The sequence below is a fragment of the Haladaptatus sp. AB643 genome (genome assembly GCF_024136975.1).
Lineage (GTDB): Archaea > Halobacteriota > Halobacteria > Halobacteriales > Haladaptataceae > Haladaptatus.
Window position 1 is genome coordinate 1 of the sequence record NZ_JAMYJW010000009.1, and the last position, 25,191, is coordinate 25,191.

The window sequence follows — 25,191 nt, forward strand, 5'->3', positions numbered from 1 at the left end:
GCCACAGCGTGAAGATCGCTCGTCCCGTCCGTTTCAAATAATAGTTGACCATATTTTCGGTGTAGTATGTTTCCTAGTATTATAATAGTATGTACCAGTGTGTTACTTGCCCGAATAGTTCATCTTACCCATCCGTGGGAGCCAGCTCTCGGGCCATCGGACTTTGGACGCATCCGAGCCCTCTTCGGGGATATCCCACACGTCCCCGGTGAGGAACGACTGGGTCTGTTTCTCCGCGATAGGGAGCATCGGAAGGTCCTGGTTCGTCACCCACGCCTGTTCGACGGCGATCGTTTTGACCTTCGAGTCGGACGTCGCGTGTGACATCGCCTTCAGGCGTTCCGAGGGATTGACCGTCAACTCGCCAGATCCGCTCCGTTTCGGCACCGTGACTGTCCCGTGTTTTCCACCGCGGTCCTGATTCGCCGGTGGGTAGTTGTACGTGAACCCGCGGTAGTTCTCCAGCATCATCTGGCGCAACGAGAAGTACGGGAACGTCGCTTGTCCACCACCGGGGAGCCAACTGCCGGACGCGAGGACGAAGTTGCCATTCGGCCACACTTGGCCCTGGAGGTTGCCGAAACTCCGGCCGTCCATGCTCGATTTGAACCCGAAGCTCTTGAGCTGATCGACGATGGTCTGGGTCGCCGTCACCCAGTCCGACCAACCGGACGGCACCTGAACGGGAAGGTTGACGATGTCTCCGTCGCTGTCGTGCCATTTTCCTCCCTGTTTCTCGTAGCCCGCGTCCTTCAGCACTTTGGCGGCCTTGTCGGTCTTCGATTCGGCCTTCCCGTAATCCGTAAAGTCGCTCCGCGCGTCGCCGATCCACTTGTCGACCGCGGTCGAAGCGATACCGGCGGAGAGTTCCGCTGGCTTCTTCGAGGCGGGTCCAGCGTTCTTCACGATGGCGTCGCGGTCGAGGACGTACGCGATTGCCTGCCGAACCGCCCGGTCACCGGCGTGCTTGTGATCGAACTGCGGCACCAACCCGTAGCCAACGCCCGATGGGAACTTTATCTGTTGCCAGCTTTTCGGCAACTGTTGGAGGATGTGCGGTGGCGTGAACGCGGTCGCGACCGAATCGATCCGGTTGGATATCATCGCGTTGTACACCGACTGGTTCCCGTCCATGTACAGGTACGAGTACGTCTTGAAATTGATCTTGTCCGAATCGGGGTGGTCGTCACGGCGCTTCGTCACCACCTGCTGTTGACTGGTGCTGTCGAACGCGAACGGTCCACTTGCGACGGGGTCTCGCCACGCGAAGTTCTGGAGTTTGTGTAGTCCCTGTTTCTCGTTCTTCTCGATTTCGTCCAGATACTTCCCGAAGACGCTCTTTTTCTGCTGAACGAAGTTGTTGCTGAGCACTTGGAACTTGACGATGGTCTGATTGACCGGTTGCGAGAAATGCATGACGATGGTCGAGTCGTCCTTCGCCTCGATGGACTTCGTGTAGTCGCTGTATCCCGAACCGGTCTTCATCCCGAGTTTTAGCTGGGTGACGATATCGTCTGCAGTCACCTTGTCACCGTCCGCCCACGTCAGGCCCTTTCGGAGTTTCATCGTGAACGATTTGTCGCCGAACGACCAGTCGGAGATCGCGTACGGGACGAATTCGTTCTTCCCGAGGTTGTACTGTGCGAAGCGGTCGAACAGGAGATTCTGTGATGCCTGTGCGTAACTCGACGGGTTCGACGGGTTCCACTGGATGTTCGTCGGCACCTGATTTACGCGACTGATGTGCTGGACGTCGTGGATGTTGCTTCCGTCACCGTCGCCCCCTCCACTCCCGTCGCCGTTATCACCGTCGTTCGACCCGTTACCACTGCAACCTGCCAATGCGGCCGCACCGGCCGTTCCTGCCACCGTAAGAACGTGCCGACGGCTACATACGTCACTATAGCTCATAGAGCGGTCTCTCATGGTCCAATAAAACCAGCACAGTGATTATAGATAAATGTTTCCACACCATCAACCATTATTCTCTTTTCATTGCGGAGAGCCGAACTGAAACAGCACGACGACCTCATTTGCTTCCCATCGGAACTGTTTGCAAACTTTCTTGCCCCGAAGGGGCAATACGGTGGTATGAACAGCTACGATCGGTTCTGGGAACTCGTGTACGGCGCACGAAGATATCTACAGTTGGTTCTCTTTTTCCTGCTGTTCCTGCTCGTGCTCTCGGGAGTCGCCCTCGTGTTCGGACAGTCGGAGGCGGCGTCGGCCACGATGCTCCTCCTGGATATCATCCTCGTCCTCGCCCTCGGTGCCGTCACCCTCGTCATGCACTGGTACAGCACCAAACGCCACATCCAGAATCGGCAGTGAGGTTTCGATTTCGGGGGCGCTTTTCACTGCTCCTCGTTTTCACTTCCCTTTGTAGTTCATCTTTCCACGACGCGGAAGCCACGTGTGCGTCCACCGTACCTTGGAGACGGTCGCTCCCTCCTTCGGAACGTCCCACTGGTCGTCGGTGAGGAACACTTGGGTCTGTTTCTCCGCGACGGGGAGTATCGGGAGGTCCTGATTCGTCACCCACGCCTGCTCGGTTGCGATCGTTTTGACCTTCGAATCCGAGGTCGCGTGTGACATCTCCTTCAGGCGCTCCGAGGGATTGACCGTCAACTCGCCCGACCCGTCCCGCTTCGGCACCGTCACCGTACCGCGCTTCCCGCCACGGTCGGGGTTCGCCGCCGGATAGTTGTAGGTGAACCCGCGGTAGTTCTCCAACAACATCTGGCGCAGCGAGAAATACGGGAACGTCGCCTGTACGCCGCCCGGAAGCCAACCGCCGGAGGCGAGGACGAAGTTGCCGTTCGGCCACACCTGGCCTTGGAGATTGCCGAAACTCCGTCCGTCCACGTTCGATTTGAACCCGAAGCTCTTGAGTTGATCCACGACGGTCTGGGTCGCCGTCACCCAGTCCGACCACTCCGACGGGACTTGTACGGGGAGGTTGACGACGTCGCCGTCGCTGTCGTGCCACGTACCACCCCGTTTCTCGTAGCCCGCGTCCTTCAGGACCTTCGTTGCTTTCCCCGTTTTCGACTCGGATTTCCCGTAATCCGTGAAGTCGCTCTGCGCGTCGCCCAACCACTTGTCCAGCGTGTCGGACGCGAGTCCGGCGGAGAGTTCCGCTGGCTTCTTCGAGGCGGGTCCAGCGTTCTTCACGATGGCGTCGCGGTCGAGGACGTACGCGATTGCCTGTCGGACCGCCCGGTCGCCCGCGTGCTTGTGATCGAACTGCGGCACGAGTCCATAACCGACGCCGGACGAGAACTCCACCTGTTGCCAGCTATCCGGCAACTGTTCGACGATGCGTTTGGGCGCGAATACGGCACACGCGTCTATCTGGTTCGACGTCATCTGCTGGTGGACGGCCTCGTTGCCGCCGCCGATGTACCGGAAGACGTACTTCTCGAAGTTGATCTCGTCGGAATCTGGGTGGTCGTCACGGCGTTCCGTGACCAACTGCTGTGGACTGGTGCTCTTGAACGCGAACGGTCCGCTCGCGATCGGCTCTTTCCACGCGAAGTTCTGAAGCTTCCGCAGACCGTTCTTCTCGTTCTTCTCGATTTCGTCCAGATACTTCCCGAAGACGCTCTTTTTCTGCTGGACGAGGTTGTTGGCGAGGACGTGAATCTTGACGATCGTCCGATTGACCGGTTGCGAAAAGTGCATGACGACGGTCGAATCGTCCTTCGCCTCGATGGACTTCGTGTAGTCGCTGTAACCGGTTCCGGTGTGCATTCCGAGTTTCAGTTGGGTGGCGATGTCGTCGGTGGTCACGTCGTCACCGTCCGCCCACGTCAAGCCGTCCCGAAGTTTCATCGTGAACGATTTGTCCCCGAACGACCAGTCCGTGACCGCGTACGGGATGAACTTCCCTTCTCCGTGGTTGTACTGTGCGAAGCGGTCGAACAGGAGGTATTGGGACCACTGTGCGACGCTCGATGGATTGGACGGGTTCCATTGGACGTTCGTCGGCACCTGATTGATGCGACTGACGAGTTGGACGTCGTAAATCCCGTCGCCGTTTCCGCCGCCGTTTCCATCGCCAGACCCGTTTCCGTCGCCGTCCGAGTTGCCGTTACACCCGGCGAGGGAAGCGACGCCGACGGTTCCCGCCATCGTGAGAACGCGCCGACGGCTAACTACGTTACCGTACCTCGTGGATTCGTCTCTCATAGCGCATTCGCTTCAAAATAGGGAAAGTAGATAAATATTCGCACGGCACTGGCCGAAACCCCTCTCGGAAATTCATTCCGCCGATGACTCGTCGATCAACCAGTCTACCGTCGCGTGAGCGATGGACCGAATCTCCTCGTCGAGCGGCGCGTCACAGTCGGCGAACTCCCGAAGCGGATCGACGGCCGACGGGTCACCGATGTGACCGAGCGCGGAGACGGCGTGAACTTGCACGGCTCTATCCGGCGTCGTCAGTCGATCACACAGCGGCGCGACCGCGTCGGCCACGGCGTCCGGGTGCTCCTCGCTGATGAAACTGATCGCGCCGACGCTCGCCGACAGCACCGCCCCGGAACCGTCGCGGACGAGCGAACACAACCGTGATGCGTGCGGAAGGACGGCTTCGGCGTCGATGCTCGCCACCTCGTAGACGACGTTCGCCACGACGGTTCGCGCGGTGGTCTGTCGTTCCATCTCCTCCCTCGAAACGCTGGCGAGGTGTTCCCGTGCCTGCGTGTTAGGGGCGGCAGTGGCATCCTCGACCGGATCCGTCGGCTCTGTCGCCATCACCGCCACGAGTTCGTCGGCGTACGGGACGAACCATTCGGCGTGGTCGATCGCCAACACGCGAACGACGTCCGCCGCCAGCGCCGGGATCAGCGGCGTTTCGTGGGTCAGCAGGGAGAGGAGGTCGGAAATCGCGTCCTGAACAGCCGAGGGGGTGTCGTCCGCGACGGCGGCGAGGATCAACAGCGACTCCCTGAGCACGACGATTCGATCGTCGTCGAGAACTGCCACGAGCGTCGGAATCAGCGGTTCGACGGTTTCGAGGTCGTCCGCGGCGAGTGCCGAAACGATTTGCGCCGTGTGGGTCCGCACGAGGTTCTCCTCGCTTCGGAGTCCCTCCCGAAGGGTGTCGATTTCCACGTCGTCGGCCGAGACCGTTTCCGGGTCGAGTTCCATCAGTTGGTCGTGATCGCCCGTCATTCGACCGAATACAACGAACCTCGGGTAAAATACGTGACGGTCGCTCGACTCCGCTCAGTCGAGCAGTTCGTCCAGACGGCGCGCGATTCCCCGTCCGATGGCTTCCATCCCGGCGTCGCCGGGGTGGAGGATGTCGGCCGTCAACGCCGTCGGTTCCATCAGGTCCTCGCCCGCGATGACGTGCAAATCGTCGTGCGACGAGTCGGCGACGATGGTTCGTAGTGCCGAGCGGAACGCCGTCGCGCGCTCCGCGTCGTCGCCGCGAATCACGTCCGCGTGGTACGGAAACAGCGTCACGCAGGCGACCGGGCGGTTCGGATGTACGTCGGCGACCGCATTCACGAGCGTGCCCGCGCGTTCGCAGAACTGTGCGAGCGTGAACCCTCGGTTCGCCATGTTCACCGAGAGAGCGAGGGTCGCTATGTCCCAGTCGTCGCGTCCGGCGAGATGCTCGGCCATCGCGGATTCGCAGAACGCCGACCCCGAACAGCCCAGGTTCAGCGCGTCGAGTCCGAGTCCTCGGGCGACGCGAGCGACGTAGGTCAGATGCGTCGCCGAAGCCGATGCACCCTCCGTGATGGAGGTTCCGTAGGCGAGATAGCGGCGGGCGGGGAGTTCGTCGGCGGTCGGCGGTCGGCAGTCGCCCGTAACGCCGTGGATGGCGACCGGTGCCCACGCCTCGAACCGAAGCCGACAGACGCGGGGGGGAGAACGCTCCGGCCCGGGTCGTCGCGTCGTCGAGAAGGGGAATCCGCTCCGGGATGACGAACTCGAACGTCGTCGGCGTCGGGCCGAGTTCGAGCGGTTCGGACGGCTGAAACTCGCCCCAGAACGGCCGAAAAACGGTCGTTTCGGCCGCCGAGAGCGTCACGGCGACGACGGCGTCGTCGCGCTCGGGCACGAACCGAACCTCACAGCCGGTCGGGTGGCGGAGCCGTTCGCGGGCATCGACGTTCAGGTTCTCCCCGACGGATGCCGGGACGCGACACAGCTGGTCACCGGTTCCGGCGCTTTCGGCGGTTCCGGTGGTTCCGTCGGTTCCGGTGGTTCCGTCGGTTCCCGCTCTCCCGTCCACCCAGTCGGCGGGGACCGTTTCGGCGACGTTGTGCAACGAGACGCTCGGATACGTATCGGAGTGCATGTGAATTGGTACCACCTTGGTGGAAGCGGATGATAAGTGTGTGAGAAACGGGTGGCGTTCGCCGGAGGGTTTTTCCTCCCGCTCATCGTGGGGAATAGTATGTCCAGCAGATCACCCGACAGCGTCGGCGTCCAAAGCGTCGTGTTCAAATCCCGGTCGCTCGCGGACCTCCTCGACACGCTCGAAGACACGGATATCGACTCCCTCGAACTGTGGGGCCACCACCTCTCGCCCGAAAACGACGACGCGACCATCGCGGCGGGGAAGGAACGCATCGAGGATTCCTCCGTGGAGATTTGTGGCTACGGCGTCGTGGACCTCGAAGACACCGGCGAGGCGCGTGAGCACTTCGAGTTCGCCGAGGACCTCGGCGCGGGGTACGTCACCGTCAACTACCCGCCTGCTCGGGACGACGTGACCGAGGAACTCGTCGAACTCGCCGAGGAGTTCGACCTCGACGTCGGCATCCACAACTACTCGACCGTCCACCACGACGACCTCTCGACGGTGTTCTCGGACATCGATGACGTTCGATCGGTGCTGGACCGATACGACCACCCCCGACTCGGCGTCTGCATCGACACCGGCCACTTCCTCGTGATGGACGAGTCGCCGGACGAGGTGATTTCGGCCTTCGACGACCGGATCGTCGCCGTCCACCTGAAGGACACCAGCGACGACGAGATCGAGGACCTACCCGGTGCCGGAACGCTCGACCTCCCGACTGTTCTCGGCCTCCTCGACGAACACGCGGACGTGGACGCGCCGCTAGTGATCGAGTACGAACTGCCCGACGACCGCGTGCTCGACGCTCTTCGTGAGGCCGGGAACAACATCCGAACCGCCGCCGAGCAGTAACCATTCACTTTTTTCGAAGGCCGACCGCAACGAGCGATGAAAACGATTCCGCGTGGATCACGAAGTCCGCGGTCCGCGGTCACAGTCCGCGGTCACAGTCCGCGGTCATAGTCAGCGGTCAGCGCTCGGCGCTCTCCAGTAGTCCTTTCATGTAGCCGACGGCGAAGAGGCGGCCGTTCATCTCGTAGCCGGGGTTTTCGTTGGGTTCGCCCGCCATCGTCGGTACGTGATCCGGACGAATCGGGCCGTCGAAGCCGACGTCCGCGTAGGCTTCCATCGCGGCGAGCATGTCAGTCGGACCGTCGTCGTGCCACGTTTCCACGAAGCCGTTTTCGGTCTGTTCCACGTCGCGGAAGTGCACGAAGTTGATGCGGTCGCCGAAGCGGCGGATGGTCGCCGGGACATCGACGCTCATCGCGGCGAAGTTCCCCTGGCAGAACGTGATACCGTTGTACTCGCTCTCGTAGCAGTCGAGCACGCGCTCGTAGGCGTCCGGGGAGTTGATGATGCGCGGCATCCCTCGAACGTCGTCGATCGGCGGGTCGTCGGGATGCAGTCCCAGTTTCACCCCCGCCTCCTCGGCGACGGGGACGACTTCGGCGAGGAACGATTCGAGGTTCGTCCAGAGTTCCTCGGCCGTCGTGTCCGCCGCGGCGGGGCGTGGACCGCGCCGCATCAGTTCGTCGTCGTAGGCGGAGGTGCGCGAGTCGCCACGAGCAGGGACGGTCGTCGACGTCCGCGCCCATCGCAGTCCGGCCATCCAGTCGTAGCAGACGACCGGGATGTCGAGCGTTCCGAGGTTGCGCAAGAGGGTTTTGAACCGGGCGATTTCCTCGTCGCGTCCGTCGGTCGCCAAACGCGTCGCGTCCGTGAGCGGGACCCCGCCCTCGAACGCGGCGATTTCGAGGCCGTGGTCCTCGAAACGGGTCTTCATCCGCAGGAGTTCATCGAACTCGTAGGGACGGCTCCCGTCGCCGAGTTCGAGCGTGTGGACCACGACGTGTTCGATGCCGATCTGTGCGGCCTGTTTCCACCGTTCACAGGGTTCGGGTGGAAGCACGAGTGCGGGTTTGATAGGAAGTCACCGGTTCAAACACTCGCGGCCGGGACCGAAATAGTATCGATTGGCGGGGGTTTGATAACCGCGGGGAGGGGAAGAATTATATCGTCGCATCGAAATTCAGTAGCCAGTATGCAGACAGCCACCCTTAGTGGGAGCTGGGAGTTTCGACGCCACGGTAGCGAAAACTGGCACAAGGCAACCGTTCCCGGCGGAATATACGGCGATCTACTGAACGCGGGTCTGATCGACGACCCGTACGAACGGGATATCGAACTGGACGTACAATGGGTCGGAGAATCCGACTGGGAGTATCGCCGGACGGTCACCTTCGACGAGGAATTCTTCGACCACGAACGGATCACCCTCCAGTGTGACGGTCTCGACACCGTCGCGACCGTCGCCGTCAACGGCGACGTCGTCGGCGAGAGCGATAACATGTTCCGGGGGTACGAGTTCGACGTCGCCGACGCCCTAACGGTCGGGGAGAACGAGATTCGCGTTCGATTCCGCTCGCCGGTGGAGTACGCCGCCGAACGCTCGGCGGCGCACCCGTACGACGTTCCGACGCTCCGCTACCCCGTGGACCAACCCGCCCGGAACTTCATCCGGAAGGCCCAGTGTCACTTCGGGTGGGACTGGGGGCCGTGTCTCCCGACGGTCGGCATCTGGCGCGACATCCGATTGGTCGCCCATTCCTCGCCACGAGTCGAGTACGTGACGCCGGTACAACGCCACGGATCGGAGAACGTCGAACTCGACGTTCGGGTCGGCCTCTCGGTCCCGACGGCTGGCGAGTACACCGTAACGGCAGCGGTCGATGGAGCGGTCGAAACCCGGGAGGTATCGCTCGATTCCGACGGCGAAGTCGAGTTGTCGTTGACCGTCGAAGACCCCGACTTGTGGTGGCCGTCCACGCACGGCGATCAACCGCTGTCCGACCTCGACGTGACGGTCCAGGGCGCGGAATCCCACTCGGTGACCGAGCGGATCGGGTTCCGTGAGATCGAACTGGTCCGCGAACCGGACGAGGACGGCGATGGCGAAGGGTTCCATTTCCGAGTGAACGGCGAACCGATCTTTGCCCGAGGAGCGAACTGGATTCCGGCGGACGCCCTCTACCGAAACGTGACGACCGAGGTCTACGACGACCTGCTGTCGAGCGCCGTGGACGCGAACATGAACGCGATTCGCGTGTGGGGCGGCGGCTACTACGAGCGCGACGAGTTCTACCGACTGTGCGACGAGAAAGGACTGCTCGTCTGGCAGGATTTCATGTTCGCCTGTGCGCAGTACCCGGCCGACGACGAGTTCGTGGCGTCGGTCGAGGCGGAAGCGCGCTATCAGGTTCGGCGTCTCTCCTCGAACCCCTCGGTCGCGCTCTGGTGTGGCAACAACGAACTGGAAGTCGGCGTCGAGAGTTGGTTCGCGGACAACGAGAACATCGACCGGTTGGAAGCCGACTACGACCGACTGTTCCGCGAGACGCTGAAGGACGTCGTGGCCGAGGAGGACCCCTCGCGCCCGTACTGGTCCGCGTCGCCGTCCAGCGGTCCCGACCGTGTCGACCCGGAAAACGAGAACCGGGGCGACATCCACTACTGGGGCGTTTGGCACGAGGGAAAGCCGTTCTCGGCGTTTCAGGAAACTGAGCCGCGATTCGTCTCCGAGTTCGGCTACCAATCGTTCCCGTCCGTGGAAACAGTGGCCGACGTGGTTCCGGAGGATCAACACAATCCGACCGCGCCGCTGATGGAACACCACCAGCGCAACGAGGGAGGGAACAAGCGCATCCTGCAACGGATGGCCGACCACTTCCGGATGCCGTCGAACTTCGACGATTTCGTCTACCTGAGTCAGATTCAACAGGGAATGGCGATCCGAACCGCGGTCGAACACTGGCGGCGGTTGAAACCCCACTGCATGGGGGCAATCTACTGGCAACTCAACGACCTTTGGCAGTGCGCCTCGTGGTCGTCGGTCGAGTACGGCGGCGGGTGGAAAGCGCTCCACCATATGGCCCGCCGGTTCTACGCCCCGACGCTGCTTTCGATGGTCGAGGACGGGGACGACCTCGAACTGTGGCTCACGACCGACGGCACCGAACCATCCTCCGGAACGGTCGCCGTCGAAGCCGTCACGATGGACGGAAATCGACTGTTCAAGGGGGAGTTCGACGCGGAAGGAGGGGAGAGCGAAAGCGTCCGCATCGGTCGCATCGATATCGAGGACGCGCTCGGCGACGCCCCGCGCTCGGACGTGCTGTTTCGGGCGACGCCGCTCGACTTCGAGGCCCGCCCCGCGTTCCACTTCCTCGTTCCGTACAAACGACTCTCGCTGCCGGAAGCGGCGGTCGAACTGTCGGTGTCGGAGTCGGACGGGGAACTCACCGTCAGCGCGTCGGCCGCCGCGCTCTTTGTCGAGTTGCAGAACGACCGCGACGGGCGGTTCGGCGACAACTACTTCCACCTCGCTCCGGGCGAGGAACGGACGGTCGGATACGAAATCGATGGAACCGCCGACGGGAAAACGGTTGAGGAATCGATTTCGGTCCGTCACCTCGCGGAAACGTACTGAGTTAGGGCTTCGACAGTCGTGGCGTGGTGACGGAGCGGTCGTCCCGACTCCGTCTCGGCACTCGGTGCTCGGTGCCCGGCGCTCCGCGACAATGCGATCCGTACCGAGATATCCCGTTACGGCTCCGCTACTCCGGAGGATCACGCGCCTGTTGTCACGGGAAGTCATCGTCCGAGGCCGACGGACGACAGTAGCCACCGTATTTTATGTCGGATTGGGGATGAGATCGTGGCCACGGGACGAATCACGACCTCCGAATGGGCACGGGATGGAAGCGGAGGAAGTGCTGTACTCACAGGAGGTTTGATCATTTCAAACAATATGTGGTCGCACAGCCAGCGCCGTCGATTCGAGGGCGGTATAGCGTGGGAACTGGAGAGGCGACGATACGTACCAAGATCGCTTCGACGGGTTTGTTCGTTCGAAGAGTGGCGAACGGGACGCGTTTCCGAGACGGGACCCGTGGACGAACGGGGTTTGACATGGTCAACCAAAAGGAGCCAATACACGATTTGGTTTGATTTGATCAAACAATACCGATCGGAATCCGGGACGAAGCGAAGCGCCAGCGGAACAACGAACGGTAGCGTCAGGTGTATTCGGCCGATTAGGAGAGCCAACCGGAAAGCCATTACATAAATATGGTTGTAACAGCTCAGATCAGTTGATAAAGCGGACGAACGGTATCGAAGCGAATTTCGTTTGATCTGGTCAAATATACCGGTCGTACACCGTTGTGTCGGGACGACCACTGCCGGTCAGGACCGCCGTCGATCACGTGCGCCCACCGATGTTGAAGACGATCGGGTCGAACTGGCCTTTACATTATTATGCTTGTAAACATTTGGGTGAGAGGTTCCCACACCAAGGAAACGCGACCGATTACCATATGTAGAACCACATGAATGATTCGATATGAATATAGGTAATTATCAACTACCAAAGCATTTTTGTCCGGTACTTGGAACCGAAACTACACCCGGCGAAAAGAGAACGACGAGATGATATTACTATCAGACATTCGCACGGCACACGAGGTGATATCTAAATTTATGGTTCGTAGAGCCGACAAGAGGCCACGTATAGCGACTTTGAGCGCAGAAGAAGCCCACAACTGGTTCAGGACGTTGAATACCGAAATTAACGAGAATAATAACACCTCGTCGATCGACGGAAACCGTGTGTGTCTCACCGGGTTTGCCGGTTCAAAAACGCGACCGGAAAACGCTCCGGGGGATCATCGTGGTCAGCAACAGAGAAAAGAAAGGGATCGAACCGGTTATTCCGTCCGTTCCGATTCCGATTGACGGCCGAGCGGTTTCATAAAACCCCTGCGCGAAAGATTAGCACGCGAGCAGTACCGCCCAGCACGTTGCATCCAAAGTGTGACCGGACCGCCGTTGAGAAATAGGCAATATTCTGATGGATTGCTTTCGAACCGGTTCGAAAGCACGAAAGAGCGGCGGGGTTTCCGCTTCTCTCTCTCTCTTGACTTACAGTCGCGACAGGAGGACGTCTTCGTCCTCGATGCCTTCGATGACGTACTCCATGAACTGGTTCGCTTTCGCTCCGTCCACGAGGCGGTGATCGTAGGAGAGGTGGAGGTCGATCCGCGGGCGGACTTCGACCTCGCCGTCCTCGGTGGCGACGGGTTCGTCTCGGACCCGTCCGATACCCATGATGGCCACCTCGGGGTAGTTGACGATGGGCGTCCCGAACGTTCGGTGTTCGCCGAACGTCGCGAGGTTGGTCACGGTGAACGTCCCGTCCTGCATGTCGGCGGCGTCGATGGAGCGCTCGCGGGCCCCCTCGGCGAGCGTCTCCAACTCCCGGGCCACCTCCACGATGGATTTGCTGTCGATGTCCTTGATGACGGGAACCAGCAATCCGTCGTCGGTGTGGGTCGCAAATCCGACGTTGTAGTAGTACTTCTCCACGATTTCGTCGGTCGTGTCGTCGATGCTGGCGTTCACCATCGGGAACTCCTTGAGCGCCGGGACGACCGCCTTGAGCAGGATCGGCGTGTACGTGATGTGAACGTCGTGTTTCTCGTCCAGTCGCTCCTTGAGATCCACGAGTTCGGTCGCGTCGGCCTGGAACCCGGAGGTCAACTGCGGGACGACGGCCGCCGAGCGGGTCATGTTTTCGGCGATGCGCCCGCGAAGCCCCGAGAGGTCGCGCCGCTCGGCGCGCTCCTCGTCCTCGTCGATCGCCACCGGTTCGATTTCGGTCGTCGGGTGTTCGATGGCGTAGGCCGCTTGGCCCTCGGCTTCCGCCGTGCCGCCGCCCGACCCACCGGCGCGTCCGGAGAGACGCGCGTCGATGTCCTCGCGGAGCACGCGTCCGTTCGGCCCGGACCCGTCGATAGTCGAGAGGTCTACGCCCTCCTCGCGGGCGTACGCTCGCGTTCGTGGTGCCGCGAACACTCGCTCGTCGGCCGTCGCCGGGGATTGGGACTCCTCCCCCTCGACGTCGCTGTCGGCCTCCTCCTCGGCTTGCAGTTCCTCATCTTGGCTCTCCTCCGTTTCTTCCCCCGCATCTTCCGCTTCCGTTTCTTCTTCAGCCTCCTCGGTTTCCTCCGTCTCGCCTTCCTGCTCGGCTGTCTCCGTTTCTTCTTCAGGTTCCGCTTCCTCGGCTTCCGTTTCTTGCTCGGTGTCGGCTTCCTCTTGCGCTTCTTCGGCGGCTTCGGCCTCCTCCCCGCCGCTCGGCGGGGAGTCGGTTTCGATGACGACGAAGACCTCACCGACTTGCACGACGTCGCCGACGTCAACCTGCCGCTCGGCGATGGTGCCGGGACACGGCGACGGAACGTCGGTGACGGCCTTGTCAGTCTCGACCTCACAGAGCACGTCGTGTTCGTCGATGTCGTCACCCTCCTCGACGTGCCACTCCACGATTTCGGCCTCGGTCAACCCCTCGCCGGGGTCCGGGAGTTCGAACTCGTAGTCGGTCACGGCGACCACCTCGCTCTCGCAGCGACGGAACGGAGGGACTGTTTCGGACTGTGCTGTCGGTTCGTTGTCGTCGATAGATCAGAATTCATAACTCATCACCGCCTCGATCGCGTGTTTCGCCCGCTCCGCGTCGGGGAGATAGTCGTCCTCGATGTCGTTATCCGGGAAGTGCACGTCGTACCCCGTCGCGCGCTTGACGGGGGCTTTCAGCCTATCGAGGGCGTACTCGTTGACGAGCGCCGAGAGTTCGGCCCCGAGACCGAGCGTCCGGCGCGCTTCGTGGAGCACGACGCACCGGCCGGTCTTCTTCACCGACTCCAGAATCGTCTCAACGTCGAGCGGCGAGAGCGTCACGAGGTCGATGACCTCCACGTCGGCGTCCACCTCCTCCGCGGCGCTCTCGGCGTGGCGGACCATCGCGCCCCACGTCAGCACCGTCACGTCCGATCCCTCCTCGACGATCCGGGCCTCGTCAAGCGGGAGCGTGTACTCGTCGGTCGGGACGGGGTCGTCGAACCCGCGATAGATCCGTTTCGGCTCCATGAAGACCACCGGATCGTCACAGCGAATGCTCGACGCCAGCAGACCCTTGGCCTGGTACGGAGTGCTCGGACAGATCACGCGGACGCCCGGCGCGTGAATCTCGAACGTCTCGGTCGATTCCTGATGGTATTCGAGCGCCTTGATGCCGCCGCCGTACGGCATGCGGATCGTCATCGGGAGTTCGATATCGCCGCCGGTGCGCTCGTACATCTTGGCGACGGCGTACATGAACTGGCCGAACGCGGGGTAGAAGAAGCCCATGAACTCGATTTCGGGGACCGGGCGGTCGTCCCGCATCGCCATCCCAACCGCGGTGCCGACGATGCCGTTTTCCGACAACGGCGTGTCTATCACGCGGTCCGGCCCGAACTCGTCGAGCAGTCCCTCGGTTGCGCGGAAAACGCCGCCGAGCATCCCGATATCGTAGCCGAGGACGCGAGTGTCGTCGTCCCGTTCCATCTCCTGATGGAGTGCTCGGTTCACCGCCGTCACGATGTTCATATCTTCCGTTTCAACGCCGTCGTCGTCCGAATTCAGCGGTTCGAAATCGACGCCCAAATCGGGACCGTAATCGTCCCACTGCTCGGTGTCGAACGCGTCGCCGGAGAAATCGGTGAACGGGTTTTCCCCGTTCCGTTCGCGCTGGAACTCCGCCCGCTGGTGGGCTTCGCGCCACGAGGTGCCGTGCAGGTGGTGGTCGAACATCCGCATCGGGTCGGTTTTCGAAACGCTTCGCGCTTCCTCCACGGCGTCGTTCACCGCCGCGTCGATTTCGTCCCGAATCTCCTCGCGCCGGTCGTCGTCGAGGAGGTTTCGGTGGCCGAGATACGTCGAAAGCCGCTCGATCGGGTCGCGGTCGGCCCATTCCGATTTCAGTTCGTCGTCCCGATAGAGGTCGGCGTTGTCCGACGTGTTGTGGTTCCCCATCCGGTAGGTAACACACTCGATGAGCGTCGGCCCGCCGCCGTCTCGGGCGCGCTCGACGGCTCTGCTCGCGGCGTCATACACGGCGAGCACGTCGTTTCCGTCCACGCGTTCGTGCGGAATACCGTACGCTTCTGCCTTCTGTGCGAACGTTTCCGCCCCGGTCTGGCGCTCGGACGGTTCCGAAATCGCCCACCCATTGTTCTGGACGACGACGACGAGCGGTGCGTCGAAGACGCCCGCGAAGTTCAGCCCGTCGTGGAACGACCCTTCGCTGGTCGAGCCGTCGCCGATGAACGCCATCGAGACGGTGTCGCGGTCGCGGAAGCGGTCGGTCATGGCCGACCCGGCCGCGTTCGTCACGTTCACGCCGACCGGCGTGTAGTCCGGCGAGAAGTTGACGGGTGACTCCCAGTCGTCGAGTCCCTCCGCGATGGTTTCGGGTTCCTGTCCGGTCGTCCCGGCGACGATCTTGGCCATCGGTACGTCCCAGTGCAGGAGCGCGGCGTTCTGACGGTAGGTGTAGAAGATCCAGTCGTCCTCAGAGAGGGCGGCGGCGGCACCGAGCGGCGTGGCTTCCTCGCCGCGCTCACGCGCGACGAGGCTCGCCTCACCGCTCCGTTGGAGGTTCAACATCGTGTCTTCGAGCGTTCTGGTTCCCACCATCGTCCGGTACAGACCGAGGAGTTCGTCGTCCCCGAGGTCCGGTACGTCGGCACCGTCGAGGACGCCGCCGTCGTCGTCCAACAGTTGATGGAAGTCGCGGGACCGGGCCGCCTCGTCCCACGTCTCCTCAGACATGGTCGGACACCGCTGGGGAACGTGCTGGTACTTCCGGAACGATGCGACTCGGTACGTTCGCCGTTAGGCGTGTCGAGTTCGGTGAGGGTGTCGGGTCGATCATGGTCCTGTATTCTCCGTCATCGGTCGCTGTTTCGCGTGTGAATCGCGTGATCGCGGGCGTTCGCGGCGGCTTCCTTCGCGGCCTCCGAGAGCGTCGGATGGGTGTGAATCGTCGCGGCGACGTCGTCCACGGTCGCACCGAGTTCCAGCGCGAGGCCAAACTCGGCAACTAGCTCGGACGCTTCGGGAGCGACGAGTTGCGCGCCGAGCAGATAGCCATCCTCGGCGTCGGCCACGACGCGGACGAATCCATCGTCGTCGTCCAGCGTCATCGCGCGGCCGTTGGCCTGCAGGGGCATCCCCCCGGTCGTTACGTCGTATCCGGCATCGACCGCCTCGTCCTCGGTCATCCCGACCGTGGCGATTTCGGGGTCGGTGAACACGACGGCGGGGACGGCCTGATGGTCGAGCGCGGCCGGTTCCCCGGCAATGACTTCCGCAACGACTTCGCCTTCGCGCATCCCTTTGTGGGCGAGCATCGGTTCGCCCGCCACGTCGCCGATGGCGAAGACGTTCTCGCGGTCGGTGCGGGCACGGTCGTCGGTTTCGATGAACCCGTCGTCGGTCGGTTCGAGGTCGATGGCGTCGAGGTTCACCGTGTCGGTGACGGGTTCGCGGCCGATGGCGACGAGCGCTTTTTCGGCCTCGTACTCGGTTCGGTTCCCGTCCTCGTCCTCCGTGACGACGGTGATTCCGCCGCCGTCGTCGGTCCACTCCTCGGCACCCTCGCCGAAGTGAAATTCGACGCCGAGGTCTTCGGCGCGCTCGCGGACGAGTTTGCTCGGTCGGTCGCCGTATCCGGGGAGGATTTCGTCCAGCATCTCGACGACTGTCACGTCGGTTCCAGCCTTCGCGTACGCGCCAGCGAGTTCCATGCCGATGTAGCCTGCACCGACGACCAGCAGCGAATCGGGCGCGTCTTCGAGCGCGAGGGCCTGCCGCGAGTCGAGAATCGGGTCGTCCTCGAACGCGAATCCGGGGAGTTCGACGGGGCGGCTACCGGTCGCCACGACGGCGTGCTCGAACGTCAACTCGTGCTCGCCATCGTCGGTCCGAACCGTGACCGTCGAACCGTCGGCGAACTCGGCGAGACCCTCGACGAGCGTCGCACCCGCCGCCTCACAGAGCTGTTCGACGCCGCCGGTGAGGCGGTCCACGACGCCGTCCTTCCAGTCCACCGTTTGGGCGAATTCGATGTCGGGGTCGGCGTGAATGCCGCGGTTCTCGCCGGTCGCCGCCTCGTGGGCCGCGTCGGTCGCCGCGATGAGTGCCTTGGACGGGATACAGCCGTAATTCAGGCATGTGCCGCCATAGGCGTCCTTTTCGATGAGCGTTACGTCGAAATCGAGTTGTCCGGCGCGGATGGCGGCGACGTAGCCGCCTGGTCCTGCGCCGATGACGACGACTTCCGTTTCGTCGGGGACGTGATTTTCTGGCATGTGATGGGTGGAATCGCGGTCGTTTTCCGGGCGTTTCGAGTTCGTCGTGTGCGACGGGAAGACGTAGGGAGCGGGTTCGATCTCGATGAATCCGGTCCCTGCTCACACGTCGGACGGGTTGGATACCGATATCCAGCGGGTAATTTCTGACGGCCCACCCGAGCCAACGAGCGAATCGGACGGGAAACGGGAACCGACGGACGGGGGTAATTACGGTGCTTTCGATAGCAACGATAAGAGACACACCCGCTAGCGATGTAGGGTTAGACATGGGACTCCGAGACCACGCCAACGAGGTCGCCAACGACGCCAAAGCGCGGACGATGACGGCGGCACGAAGAGCGCGTGGTGTCGGAGAAACAGTCGCGCGCAAAACGGCCGACACGGGATCGGAAGCGGGCGGCGAAGCGTTGCGAACGGTGCGGGAGACCGTCGAGTCCGTCCACGGCCGCGTGGACGGGAGCGAGGGCGTCGAAGCCATACCGGAGCCATCGGTCGTCGCGGAGACGACCGACCAGGCGACGACGGCGCTCACGGCCGAAATCCGGCAGTTTCTCGACGAAGTGGATCACCGGTATGCGGCCAAGAGCGCCTTTAACGGCGCTCGACAGGGGTATGCCGCCGGTCCGTACGGTGCGGTTCTCGGAGCGGGGGCGGGAACGGTGTATGGTGCGTACAACAGCACCAGGGACACCTTCGATCCGGAAGCCGCGAACCCGAACGAAGGCATCGATGTCGGGCAGTATCTGGACGGCATCGGACACGTGAGGACAGGATACGAGGCTGGCAAGCGGTTCGGGACGAAGGGAAAGGTCGCCGGAGCGGCCATCGGTGCCGGCGTCTCGGTTCTCCCGTTGGTTCGCGAGCTATCCTCGATCGAACGGGCCGACGAGCCCCTGTCCCACTACGTCGATTCGATATCGCTGCCGAGCATCGACGGGATTTCCGCGAGGAGGCGATAACGGAACCGGCGAACACACTCCGGGCGAACGACGGCCAGCACGGCGACAGCGGTGCGTACGAAGGGATTTTCGGCCGATAGGGCCGGAACGATTTAGTCCTTCGCTGTGTTGTCGTTTTACCGAAGCGAGATAGGATAGTCACCGGCGGAAAGCCGTTTCCACGCGGGTATTTCGCCGGGAAACGAACGACGTGCGAGAGATTGTACACATGGAACTCGGAATAATTGGACTCGGTTCGATCGGTGGGAACTTGGCGAAGCAAGCGACCGAAAAGGACATCGACGTCGTCGGCTGTGATACGGCCGACCGCCCGGAACTGAAAGAGAAGGGCGTGACGGTACTCGACAGTGGGGAGTACGAGGAGCTGGCGAACCGCCTCGATGCACCACGGGTCATCTACCTGTCGCTCCCGGCCGGGGAACTGATAGACGAGCAACTGGACGAACTCGTGAAACACCTCGACGAAGGCGACGTGGTGATGGACGGCGGCAACTCCTTCTGGCGGGATTCGATGCGCCGGGAGGAGCGCGTGTGGGAGGACGGCATCTACTACCTCGACACCGGTACCAGCGGTGGCCCGCCGGGTGCGCGCGACGGGGCCTGTTTCATGGTCGGTGGCCGGGAGGAAGGGTTCGAAATCGCCGAACCTATCCTCGACGAACTGTCCGTCGATGGCGGACTGCTGCACGTCGGCCCGCCGGGAAGCGGTCACTTCGTAAAGCTCGTCCACAACGGCGTCGAGTTCGGGATGCTCCAGTCCATCGCCGAGGGAGTCGAACTGCTCGAAGCCGGTGATTTCGACGTCGATCTGGAGGACGTGTTCAACAACTGGTCCAACGGGTCGGTTATTCGAAGCTGGCTGGTCGAACTCATGCGCGACCAGATCGGGGAGGACAACTACGAGGACGTGCCGAACTACATCGAGGACACCGGCGAGGTGAACTGGCTGGTACAGGAGGCGTTCAAGGGCGAAACGCCGATCCCGGTCATCAGCCAGTCGGTCACCGAGCTGTTCAAGTCGCGTGGCAATCAGGAGCACGCCTACCAGGCCATCGCGGCGATGCGTCACGGTTTCGGGACCCATCCGTTCGGCGAGGACGACGACATCCTCAAGGAGCGTGTCACCGGACGCGTGGACAACGTGTCCCGCTCGCACCTGGAGAAGGACAAAGAGCGAAAGGAAGCAGTCCGACCGAAAGACCGCATGGACCTAGACGATTAAACCATGGCAAAACAGTTCAGCTACCGGCAAGGAGGCCACGACGTCAGCGTCTGGGCGGAAACCGAGGAGGAGACCGTCGAGGAGGCGAAGGACGAACTCGCGGACCGCGATTTCGACTTGGACGAGGGGGAAATCCGCGACAACATCCGCGTCATTCCGTCGCCGCGCCGGATCAAGAGTTCGGCCGAGGACGTGTTGATGGACAAGCGCCGCCGCGGCGGGATGGAGGCCGCCGAAGTGGTCGAGGACGGGATGGACGTCGGCCTCGGTACGGGAAGTACCACCGCGTGGGCCATCGCCAAAATCGGCTGGAAGATAGACGAGGGGGCGCTCACGAACGTTCGCGGAGTGGCGACGTCGCTCCAGTCCCACGAACTGGCGAAGGAAGTCGGGATTCCGCTGATAAACGTGGACGAGGTGACGGAACTCGACGTCGCCATCGACGGCGCGGACCAGTGGGACCCCGAGAACCCGCACGTCGTCAAGGGCGGCGGTGCCTCCCACGCACGGGAGAAACTCATCGACTCGATGGCGGAGAAACTCGTCATCGCCACGGACGACCAGAAACGATCGACGCCGTTGTCGTATCCCGTCCCGCTCTCGATCCTGCCCGAATCGCGGGAGGTCGTCAAGGAGTGGATTCGGGAGCAGGGCGGCGACCCGTCGGTGCGGTACGCGGAAAAGAAGGACGGCCCGCTGTTCACCGCGAACGGCAACCTCATCGTGGACTGTGATTTCGGCGACATCGAAAATCCGGAGGAGCGGGCGACGGAGTTGGCCCGAATCCCCGGCGCACAGGAACACGGCCTGTTCGTGAACATGGTCGATGAAGTCGTCTACGGCACCGACGACGACGTGAAGACGGTCCGGTTCTGAACCGCATCCCGACGACGCGGTTTCGCTCTTCTCGCGGAGGATTCGTTTCGGGCGACGACACGGGTTTCAGTCTTACCGCCCCCCAGCAGACCGGTCGAACGACCGGCCTGCTGTGGATTCCTGCAATCGTTTGTGATCTCCGTAGAATCGCGTGAAGTCGTCCGAGAGGGGGCGAAAATCAAGTATCGCTCTCGATTCGACGCGTTCCCGAAATCGCACCGCTTCCCGGGGTCACACCGTTTCCACGTGATTCCGGAGCGTTCCGATGTTCTCGATGTCGATTTCGATGCTGTCACCCTCCGCGAGCGTGAAGTCGTCCGGCGGGACGAGCGACGTGCCCGTCAACAACACCGCGATGTCGGGCATCGTGTCGTGTGCGTCGAGATAGGAGACGAGTTCCTCGCACGAACGGGCCATCTTCGACGTCGAAGTCGAACCGTCGAAGACGGTCTCGTCGTCGCGCCGGATGCGCATCGACAGTTCCAGTTCGCGCGGGTCGCCGACCGTCTCCGGCGAGGCGATACACGGACCGATGGCACAACACTTTTCGAAGACTTTGGCCTGCGGGAGGTACAGCGGATTTTCACCCTCCAGCGACCGACTGCTCATGTCGTTGCCGACGGTGTACCCGACGATATCGCCGCGCGCGACGACCACGGCCAGTTCGGGTTCCGGCACGTCCCACTCGGAGTCGGCGCGGATGCCGATGGCGTCGCCGGGGCCGACCGTCCGACTCGGCGTGGCTTTGAAGAACAGTTCGGGGCGCTCGTTCTCGAACACGTCCTGATACATCGACCCCCGGCCGCTCTCCTCCTCGCGCGCGTCGTTGCTGGTCTCGTAGGTGACACCGGCCGCCCACACCTCGTCGGGGACGGTCGGACGCGGTGCATCCGAGGGCAGTCGGTTCGCGTCGAGCAGGGGCGCGTCGTCCAGATGAATCCGCGCCACGTCGTCGAGTCCCCCCTGAGTCGCGGTCGCGGCGAGCGCCAACTCGCGAACGGAGGCGATACCCGAGGCGGTCGTGAGGTCGTACACCTTCCGTTCCTCTCGTGCGAGCAGTCGGGGACCGTCGTCCGAAGGAATGCGATGGTATCGCATGGGAAAATATTCGCCCTTGAACCACATAGCTCCGACGGCGAAATCGGGGAGAAAAAGGCCACAAGAGTATTGTGGGGAGGGATTCGACCGCACGACCGAGCGACGGTTTGGCCACAAGAACGGAGTACCCCACGCACGTACTTTCTCCGATGCCCGAAACGTACAGCAATTACGTAGACGGAGAGTGGAGAGAATCGGAATCGGGCGAAACGTTCGAAGTTCACAACCCCGCGAATACCGACGAGGTCGTCGCGGAGTTCCAGCAATCGACCGCGGAGGACGCACGCGGAGCGGTCGAGGCGGCCGCCGCCGCACAGGAGGAGTGGGCGGACACGCCCGGCGCGACCCGCGGCAAACTGCTGCGTGCGGTCGCGAAGCGCATGGACGACCGCGAGGAGGAACTGACCGAGACGCTGGTTCAGGAGGAAGGAAAGACCCGAAGCGAAGCCAACGGCGAGGTCAACCGCGCCATCAACATCTTCTACTACTACGCCGAGCGAGCGATGGACTACGCCGGGGAGCGAAAACAGCCCAGTTCGCAGGGCCAGAACCTGTACACGGTCCGTGAGCCGATGGGCGTGGCCGGACTCATCACCCCGTGGAACTACCCCATCGCGATTCCGTCGTGGAAGAGCGCGCCCGCGCTGGCGACCGGCAACACCGTCGTCCTCAAACCCGCGATGGACGCGCCGACCGTCTTTGCGAAGGTAGTCGAGTGCATCGACGAAGCGGCCGACGAGGTCGGTGCCCCGGACGGCGTGTTCAACTTCGTCGTCGGGAGCGGCGAGGACGTCGGGAGCGCCATCATCGACCACGAGGAGGTCGATACCGTCTCCTTTACGGGAAGCCGAACGGTCGGCGAGATGGTGTACGAGCAGGCCACCGACCAGCACAAGCGCATCCAGACGGAGTTGGGGAGCAAGAACCCGACCGTCATCGGCCCCAGCGCCGACCTCGAAGAGGCGGTGAACGTCGTCGGTTCCGGCGCGTTCGGCGTCACCGGACAGGCGTGTACCGCGACCGAGCGAGTCATCGTTCACGACTCGCTGTACGACGACTTCGTGGACCAGTTGGTCGAGTACGCCGAGGACCTCGACATCGGCCCCGGACTGGACGACCCCGGCATGGGACCGCACGTCTCGGAGAGCGAACTCGAATCCACGCTGGAGTACGTCGAAACCGGGAAAGAAGAGGGCGCGACGCTCGAATACGGCGGCGAACGCCTGGAGAACGGTGAGCACGAGAACGGCTACTTCGTCACGCCGACGGTCTTCACCGACGTGGAAAACGACATGCAGATCATGCAGGAAGAGGTGTTCGGCCCCTTCGTCGGCGTCACCTCCTACAGCGACTTCGACGAGGCCGTCGAACTCGTCAACGACGTGGAGTTCGGCCTCGCCGCAGGTATCGTCACGCAGGACCACTCGGAGGCGAACCGGTTCATCCAGGACGTGGACTTCGGCATCGTGAAAGTCAACGAGGCCACCACCGGCCTCGAACTGCACGTCCCGTTCGGCGGCATGAACGCCTCCTCCAGCGAGACGTACCGAGAGCAGGGTGAGGAAGGCATGGACTACTTCACCATCATCAAAACCGTCTACGACAACTACTAAGACGACTAGCAGAAGAAGAACCGTTTTTCACTTCGTACGACGGCGAGCAGGCGTGTTTGGGAGTTTTGCGATTGCAACTACTGAGAATACTACCTCGATTACTGAAATCGCAAACCTATCAAATACATCATGTCGTAGCGAACTGTCGAGGTATCACCACAATTTCCTCGTAACACCTACTGTTGAACCAGAATCAAATACCTCTCTTCGCCGCCGAAGTTCGGCTACAAATTTTACCAGGCGGGAAACCGTCGATAGTCGTATGCAGATTTCGAGAATCGAGTCCACGGAGTTCTCGTACCCCATCGAGGACGTGGGGACGGACGCCGGGTACAACCTCGTGTACGAACCGGGGTCGACGACGGAGCGCAAGTTGTTCGGGCTCAGGATCGAGACGGACGAGGGCGTCACCGGGGAGTTCGTCGGCGGGAACTCGCCCGCGTTCGCGCAAATCAATACGCTCGCGGACAACCTCATCGGACGGAATCCGCTACGCCGCGAGCGGTTGTGGTCGGAGATGAAGCGCGCGCTCCGGAAGTACGACCGGATGGGCATCGGACCGGTCGATATCGCGCTGTGGGACCTCGCCGGGAAACACTACGACGCGCCGATTCACGAACTGCTGGGCACCTACCGAACGCGACTCCCGGCCTACGCCTCGACGTACCACGCCGACGACAACGGCGGGTTGGACTCGCCACACGCGTACGCCGACTTCGCGGAGGAATGCCTCAAAATTGGATTCCCCGGCTTCAAAATCCACGGCTGGGGCGGGACCGACGAACGGCGCGACATCGACCGCGAAATCGAGACCGTCCACGCGGTGGGCGAACGCGTCGGCGACGAGATGGACCTGATGATAGACCCGGCCTGCGAGTACGAGACGTTCGGCGACGCGCTGAAGGTCGGGCGCGCGTGCGACGAGGAGGAGTTCTTCTGGTACGAGGACCCGTACCGCGACGGCGGCATCTCCCAGTACGCGTACAAAAAACTGCGCCAGCAGTTGGACACGCCGCTGTTGCAGACCGAGCACATCCGCGGGTTGGAACAGCACACCGACTTCCTGCGGAACGAGGCGACGGATTTCCTCCGGGCCGACCCCGCCTACGACGGGGGAATCACCGGCGCGATGAAAATCGCGCGCATGGCCGAAGGGTTCGGAATCGACGTGGAAATCCACTCGCCGGGTCCCGCCCAACGCCACTGCATGGCCGGAATTCGGAACTCCAACTACTACGAGATGGCGCTGGTTCACCCGGAGTGTTCGAACACGACGCCGCCGGTGTACGAGGGCGATTACGTGGACGACCTCGACGCCATCGACGACGAGGGAACCGTGCCGGTCCCCGACGGGCCGGGATTGGGCGTCGAGTACGACTGGGACTACATCGAGGAGAACAGGACGGGCGGACGAACCTACGAGTGACGACGCGCCGGTGACGACGCAACGGAACGTGATGGCTGACGACACGGCAGAACGGAATGTCCGACGACACAGCGGACGTGACGGCTAACGACGCAGCGAATACCGACGCGACGGAATTTCAGCGAACGGGGTTACGTCTCGCGTTTCTCGAAGAGACGGTAACTCAGAAGCGCGAACCAGACGCCGACACCGCTAGCGAGGAGTGCATCGAACGTGGTCGTCTGAAGCCACAGTCCCGTCGCGAACACGGCTTCGCCGAGGAGTATCGCGACGACCGTCGGAAGGTATCGGGCGGTCCGGTCACTGAGGGCGGCTTTGACGCGTGATTCCGATTCGGCGTCGGTGGATGGAAGGGGTTTCATTGGATGAGTAGCGTCTCGATGGTGACGGAGGAGACAGCGTAGGGATGGACAGCAA

The 25,191-nt window shown here is 62.4% G+C and carries 18 protein-coding genes and 2 pseudogenes; 9 read left to right on the top strand and 11 right to left on the bottom strand.

What is annotated here, in order from left to right; genetic code table 11:
• Positions 1 to 102 precede the first annotated feature (102 nt).
• The gene (locus tag NKF25_RS16700) at positions 103 to 1,869 is read right to left on the bottom strand and encodes an ABC transporter substrate-binding protein (RefSeq protein ID WP_253227795.1); all 1,767 of its coding nucleotides are present in this window, start codon (positions 1,867 to 1,869) and stop codon (positions 103 to 105) included.
• Positions 1,870 to 2,091: 222 nt separating this feature from the next.
• Between NKF25_RS16700 and NKF25_RS16705 the strand changes: the two genes are divergently transcribed.
• A complete protein-coding gene (locus NKF25_RS16705; protein WP_066148335.1) occupies positions 2,092 to 2,331 on the top strand; it encodes a hypothetical protein in 240 nt (79 codons plus the stop codon).
• Between the two features lie 39 nt (positions 2,332 to 2,370).
• Here NKF25_RS16705 and NKF25_RS16710 read toward each other — a convergent pair whose 3' ends face one another.
• The 3 genes from NKF25_RS16710 to NKF25_RS16720 all read right to left on the bottom strand — a co-directional run bounded on the left by NKF25_RS16710 (position 2,371) and on the right by NKF25_RS16720 (position 5,838).
• On the bottom strand, positions 2,371 to 4,191 hold the full coding sequence (locus NKF25_RS16710) for an ABC transporter substrate-binding protein (protein WP_253227796.1): 1,821 nt from the start codon (positions 4,189 to 4,191) through the stop codon (positions 2,371 to 2,373).
• Positions 4,192 to 4,263: 72 nt separating this feature from the next.
• Positions 4,264 to 5,178 carry a HEAT repeat domain-containing protein gene (locus NKF25_RS16715; RefSeq protein ID WP_253227797.1) on the bottom strand — a complete coding sequence of 305 codons (915 nt, stop codon included), beginning with the start codon at positions 5,176 to 5,178 and terminating at the stop codon, positions 4,264 to 4,266.
• Between the two features lie 54 nt (positions 5,179 to 5,232).
• Positions 5,233 to 5,838, bottom strand: a complete 606-nt coding sequence (locus NKF25_RS16720) for an SGNH/GDSL hydrolase family protein (protein WP_342766338.1) — start codon at positions 5,836 to 5,838, stop codon at positions 5,233 to 5,235.
• Between NKF25_RS16720 and NKF25_RS16725 the strand changes: the two genes are divergently transcribed.
• Both NKF25_RS16725 and NKF25_RS16730 read left to right on the top strand, forming a co-directional pair.
• On the top strand, positions 5,837 to 6,352 hold the full coding sequence (locus NKF25_RS16725; protein WP_253227798.1) for a hypothetical protein: 516 nt from the start codon (positions 5,837 to 5,839) through the stop codon (positions 6,350 to 6,352). The genes NKF25_RS16720 and NKF25_RS16725 overlap by 2 nt on opposite strands.
• A 66-nt stretch (positions 6,353 to 6,418) precedes the next feature.
• Positions 6,419 to 7,177 carry a sugar phosphate isomerase/epimerase gene (locus NKF25_RS16730; protein WP_253227799.1) on the top strand — a complete coding sequence of 253 codons (759 nt, stop codon included), beginning with the start codon at positions 6,419 to 6,421 and terminating at the stop codon, positions 7,175 to 7,177.
• 118 nt (positions 7,178 to 7,295) lie between these two features.
• Here NKF25_RS16730 and NKF25_RS16735 read toward each other — a convergent pair whose 3' ends face one another.
• Entirely contained in the window at positions 7,296 to 8,237 is a 942-nt protein-coding gene (locus NKF25_RS16735; protein ID WP_253227800.1) for a mannonate dehydratase, read from the bottom strand.
• Between the two features lie 132 nt (positions 8,238 to 8,369).
• Between NKF25_RS16735 and NKF25_RS16740 the strand changes: the two genes are divergently transcribed.
• Positions 8,370 to 10,814 carry a glycoside hydrolase family 2 protein gene (locus tag NKF25_RS16740; protein ID WP_253227801.1) on the top strand — a complete coding sequence of 815 codons (2,445 nt, stop codon included), beginning with the start codon at positions 8,370 to 8,372 and terminating at the stop codon, positions 10,812 to 10,814.
• 1,493 nt (positions 10,815 to 12,307) lie between these two features.
• On the opposite strand, the gene NKF25_RS16745 is transcribed toward NKF25_RS16740, so the two are convergent.
• The 4 genes and pseudogenes from NKF25_RS16745 to lpdA form a co-directional block, all read right to left on the bottom strand.
• On the bottom strand, positions 12,308 to 13,768 hold the full coding sequence (locus tag NKF25_RS16745; RefSeq protein WP_253227802.1) for a 2-oxo acid dehydrogenase subunit E2: 1,461 nt from the start codon (positions 13,766 to 13,768) through the stop codon (positions 12,308 to 12,310).
• A 78-nt stretch (positions 13,769 to 13,846) separates the two neighbouring features.
• Positions 13,847 to 14,812, bottom strand: a complete 966-nt coding sequence (locus NKF25_RS16750; RefSeq protein ID WP_253227948.1) for an alpha-ketoacid dehydrogenase subunit beta — start codon at positions 14,810 to 14,812, stop codon at positions 13,847 to 13,849.
• A 228-nt stretch (positions 14,813 to 15,040) separates the two neighbouring features.
• A pseudogene (locus NKF25_RS16755) lies at positions 15,041 to 16,036 on the bottom strand (thiamine pyrophosphate-dependent enzyme); the annotation flags it as partial.
• Positions 16,037 to 16,155: 119 nt separating this feature from the next.
• On the bottom strand, positions 16,156 to 17,577 hold the full coding sequence (gene lpdA / locus NKF25_RS16760; RefSeq protein ID WP_253227803.1) for a dihydrolipoyl dehydrogenase: 1,422 nt from the start codon (positions 17,575 to 17,577) through the stop codon (positions 16,156 to 16,158).
• 269 nt (positions 17,578 to 17,846) lie between these two features.
• On the opposite strand from lpdA, the gene NKF25_RS16765 reads away from it, so the two are divergent.
• The 3 genes and pseudogenes from NKF25_RS16765 (at position 17,847) to rpiA (ending at position 20,637) form a co-directional block, all read left to right on the top strand.
• The gene (locus NKF25_RS16765; protein WP_253227804.1) at positions 17,847 to 18,539 is read left to right on the top strand and encodes a hypothetical protein; all 693 of its coding nucleotides are present in this window, start codon (positions 17,847 to 17,849) and stop codon (positions 18,537 to 18,539) included.
• A 169-nt stretch (positions 18,540 to 18,708) separates the two neighbouring features.
• Positions 18,709 to 19,761, top strand: a pseudogene (locus tag NKF25_RS16770) (NADP-dependent phosphogluconate dehydrogenase); the annotation flags it as partial.
• Between the two features lie 3 nt (positions 19,762 to 19,764).
• A complete protein-coding gene (gene rpiA / locus NKF25_RS16775; RefSeq protein WP_253227806.1) occupies positions 19,765 to 20,637 on the top strand; it encodes a ribose 5-phosphate isomerase A in 873 nt (290 codons plus the stop codon).
• A 231-nt stretch (positions 20,638 to 20,868) separates the two neighbouring features.
• Here the strand turns inward: rpiA and NKF25_RS16780 are convergent, their stop codons facing one another.
• Positions 20,869 to 21,735: a fumarylacetoacetate hydrolase family protein gene (locus NKF25_RS16780; RefSeq protein WP_253227807.1), complete on the bottom strand. Its 867-nt coding sequence runs from the start codon at positions 21,733 to 21,735 to the stop codon at positions 20,869 to 20,871.
• A gap of 149 nt (positions 21,736 to 21,884) precedes the next feature.
• Between NKF25_RS16780 and NKF25_RS16785 the strand changes: the two genes are divergently transcribed.
• Positions 21,885 to 23,348, top strand: coding sequence for an aldehyde dehydrogenase family protein (locus NKF25_RS16785; RefSeq protein WP_253227808.1), 1,464 nt, complete (start codon positions 21,885 to 21,887; stop codon positions 23,346 to 23,348).
• A 262-nt stretch (positions 23,349 to 23,610) separates the two neighbouring features.
• Positions 23,611 to 24,774 (top strand): enolase C-terminal domain-like protein, encoded by a 1,164-nt coding sequence (locus tag NKF25_RS16790; RefSeq protein ID WP_253227809.1) that lies wholly within the window; start codon positions 23,611 to 23,613, stop codon positions 24,772 to 24,774.
• Between the two features lie 131 nt (positions 24,775 to 24,905).
• On the opposite strand, the gene NKF25_RS16795 is transcribed toward NKF25_RS16790, so the two are convergent.
• Entirely contained in the window at positions 24,906 to 25,136 is a 231-nt protein-coding gene (locus tag NKF25_RS16795; RefSeq protein WP_253227810.1) for a hypothetical protein, read from the bottom strand.
• Between the last annotated feature and the right edge of the window lie 55 nt (positions 25,137 to 25,191).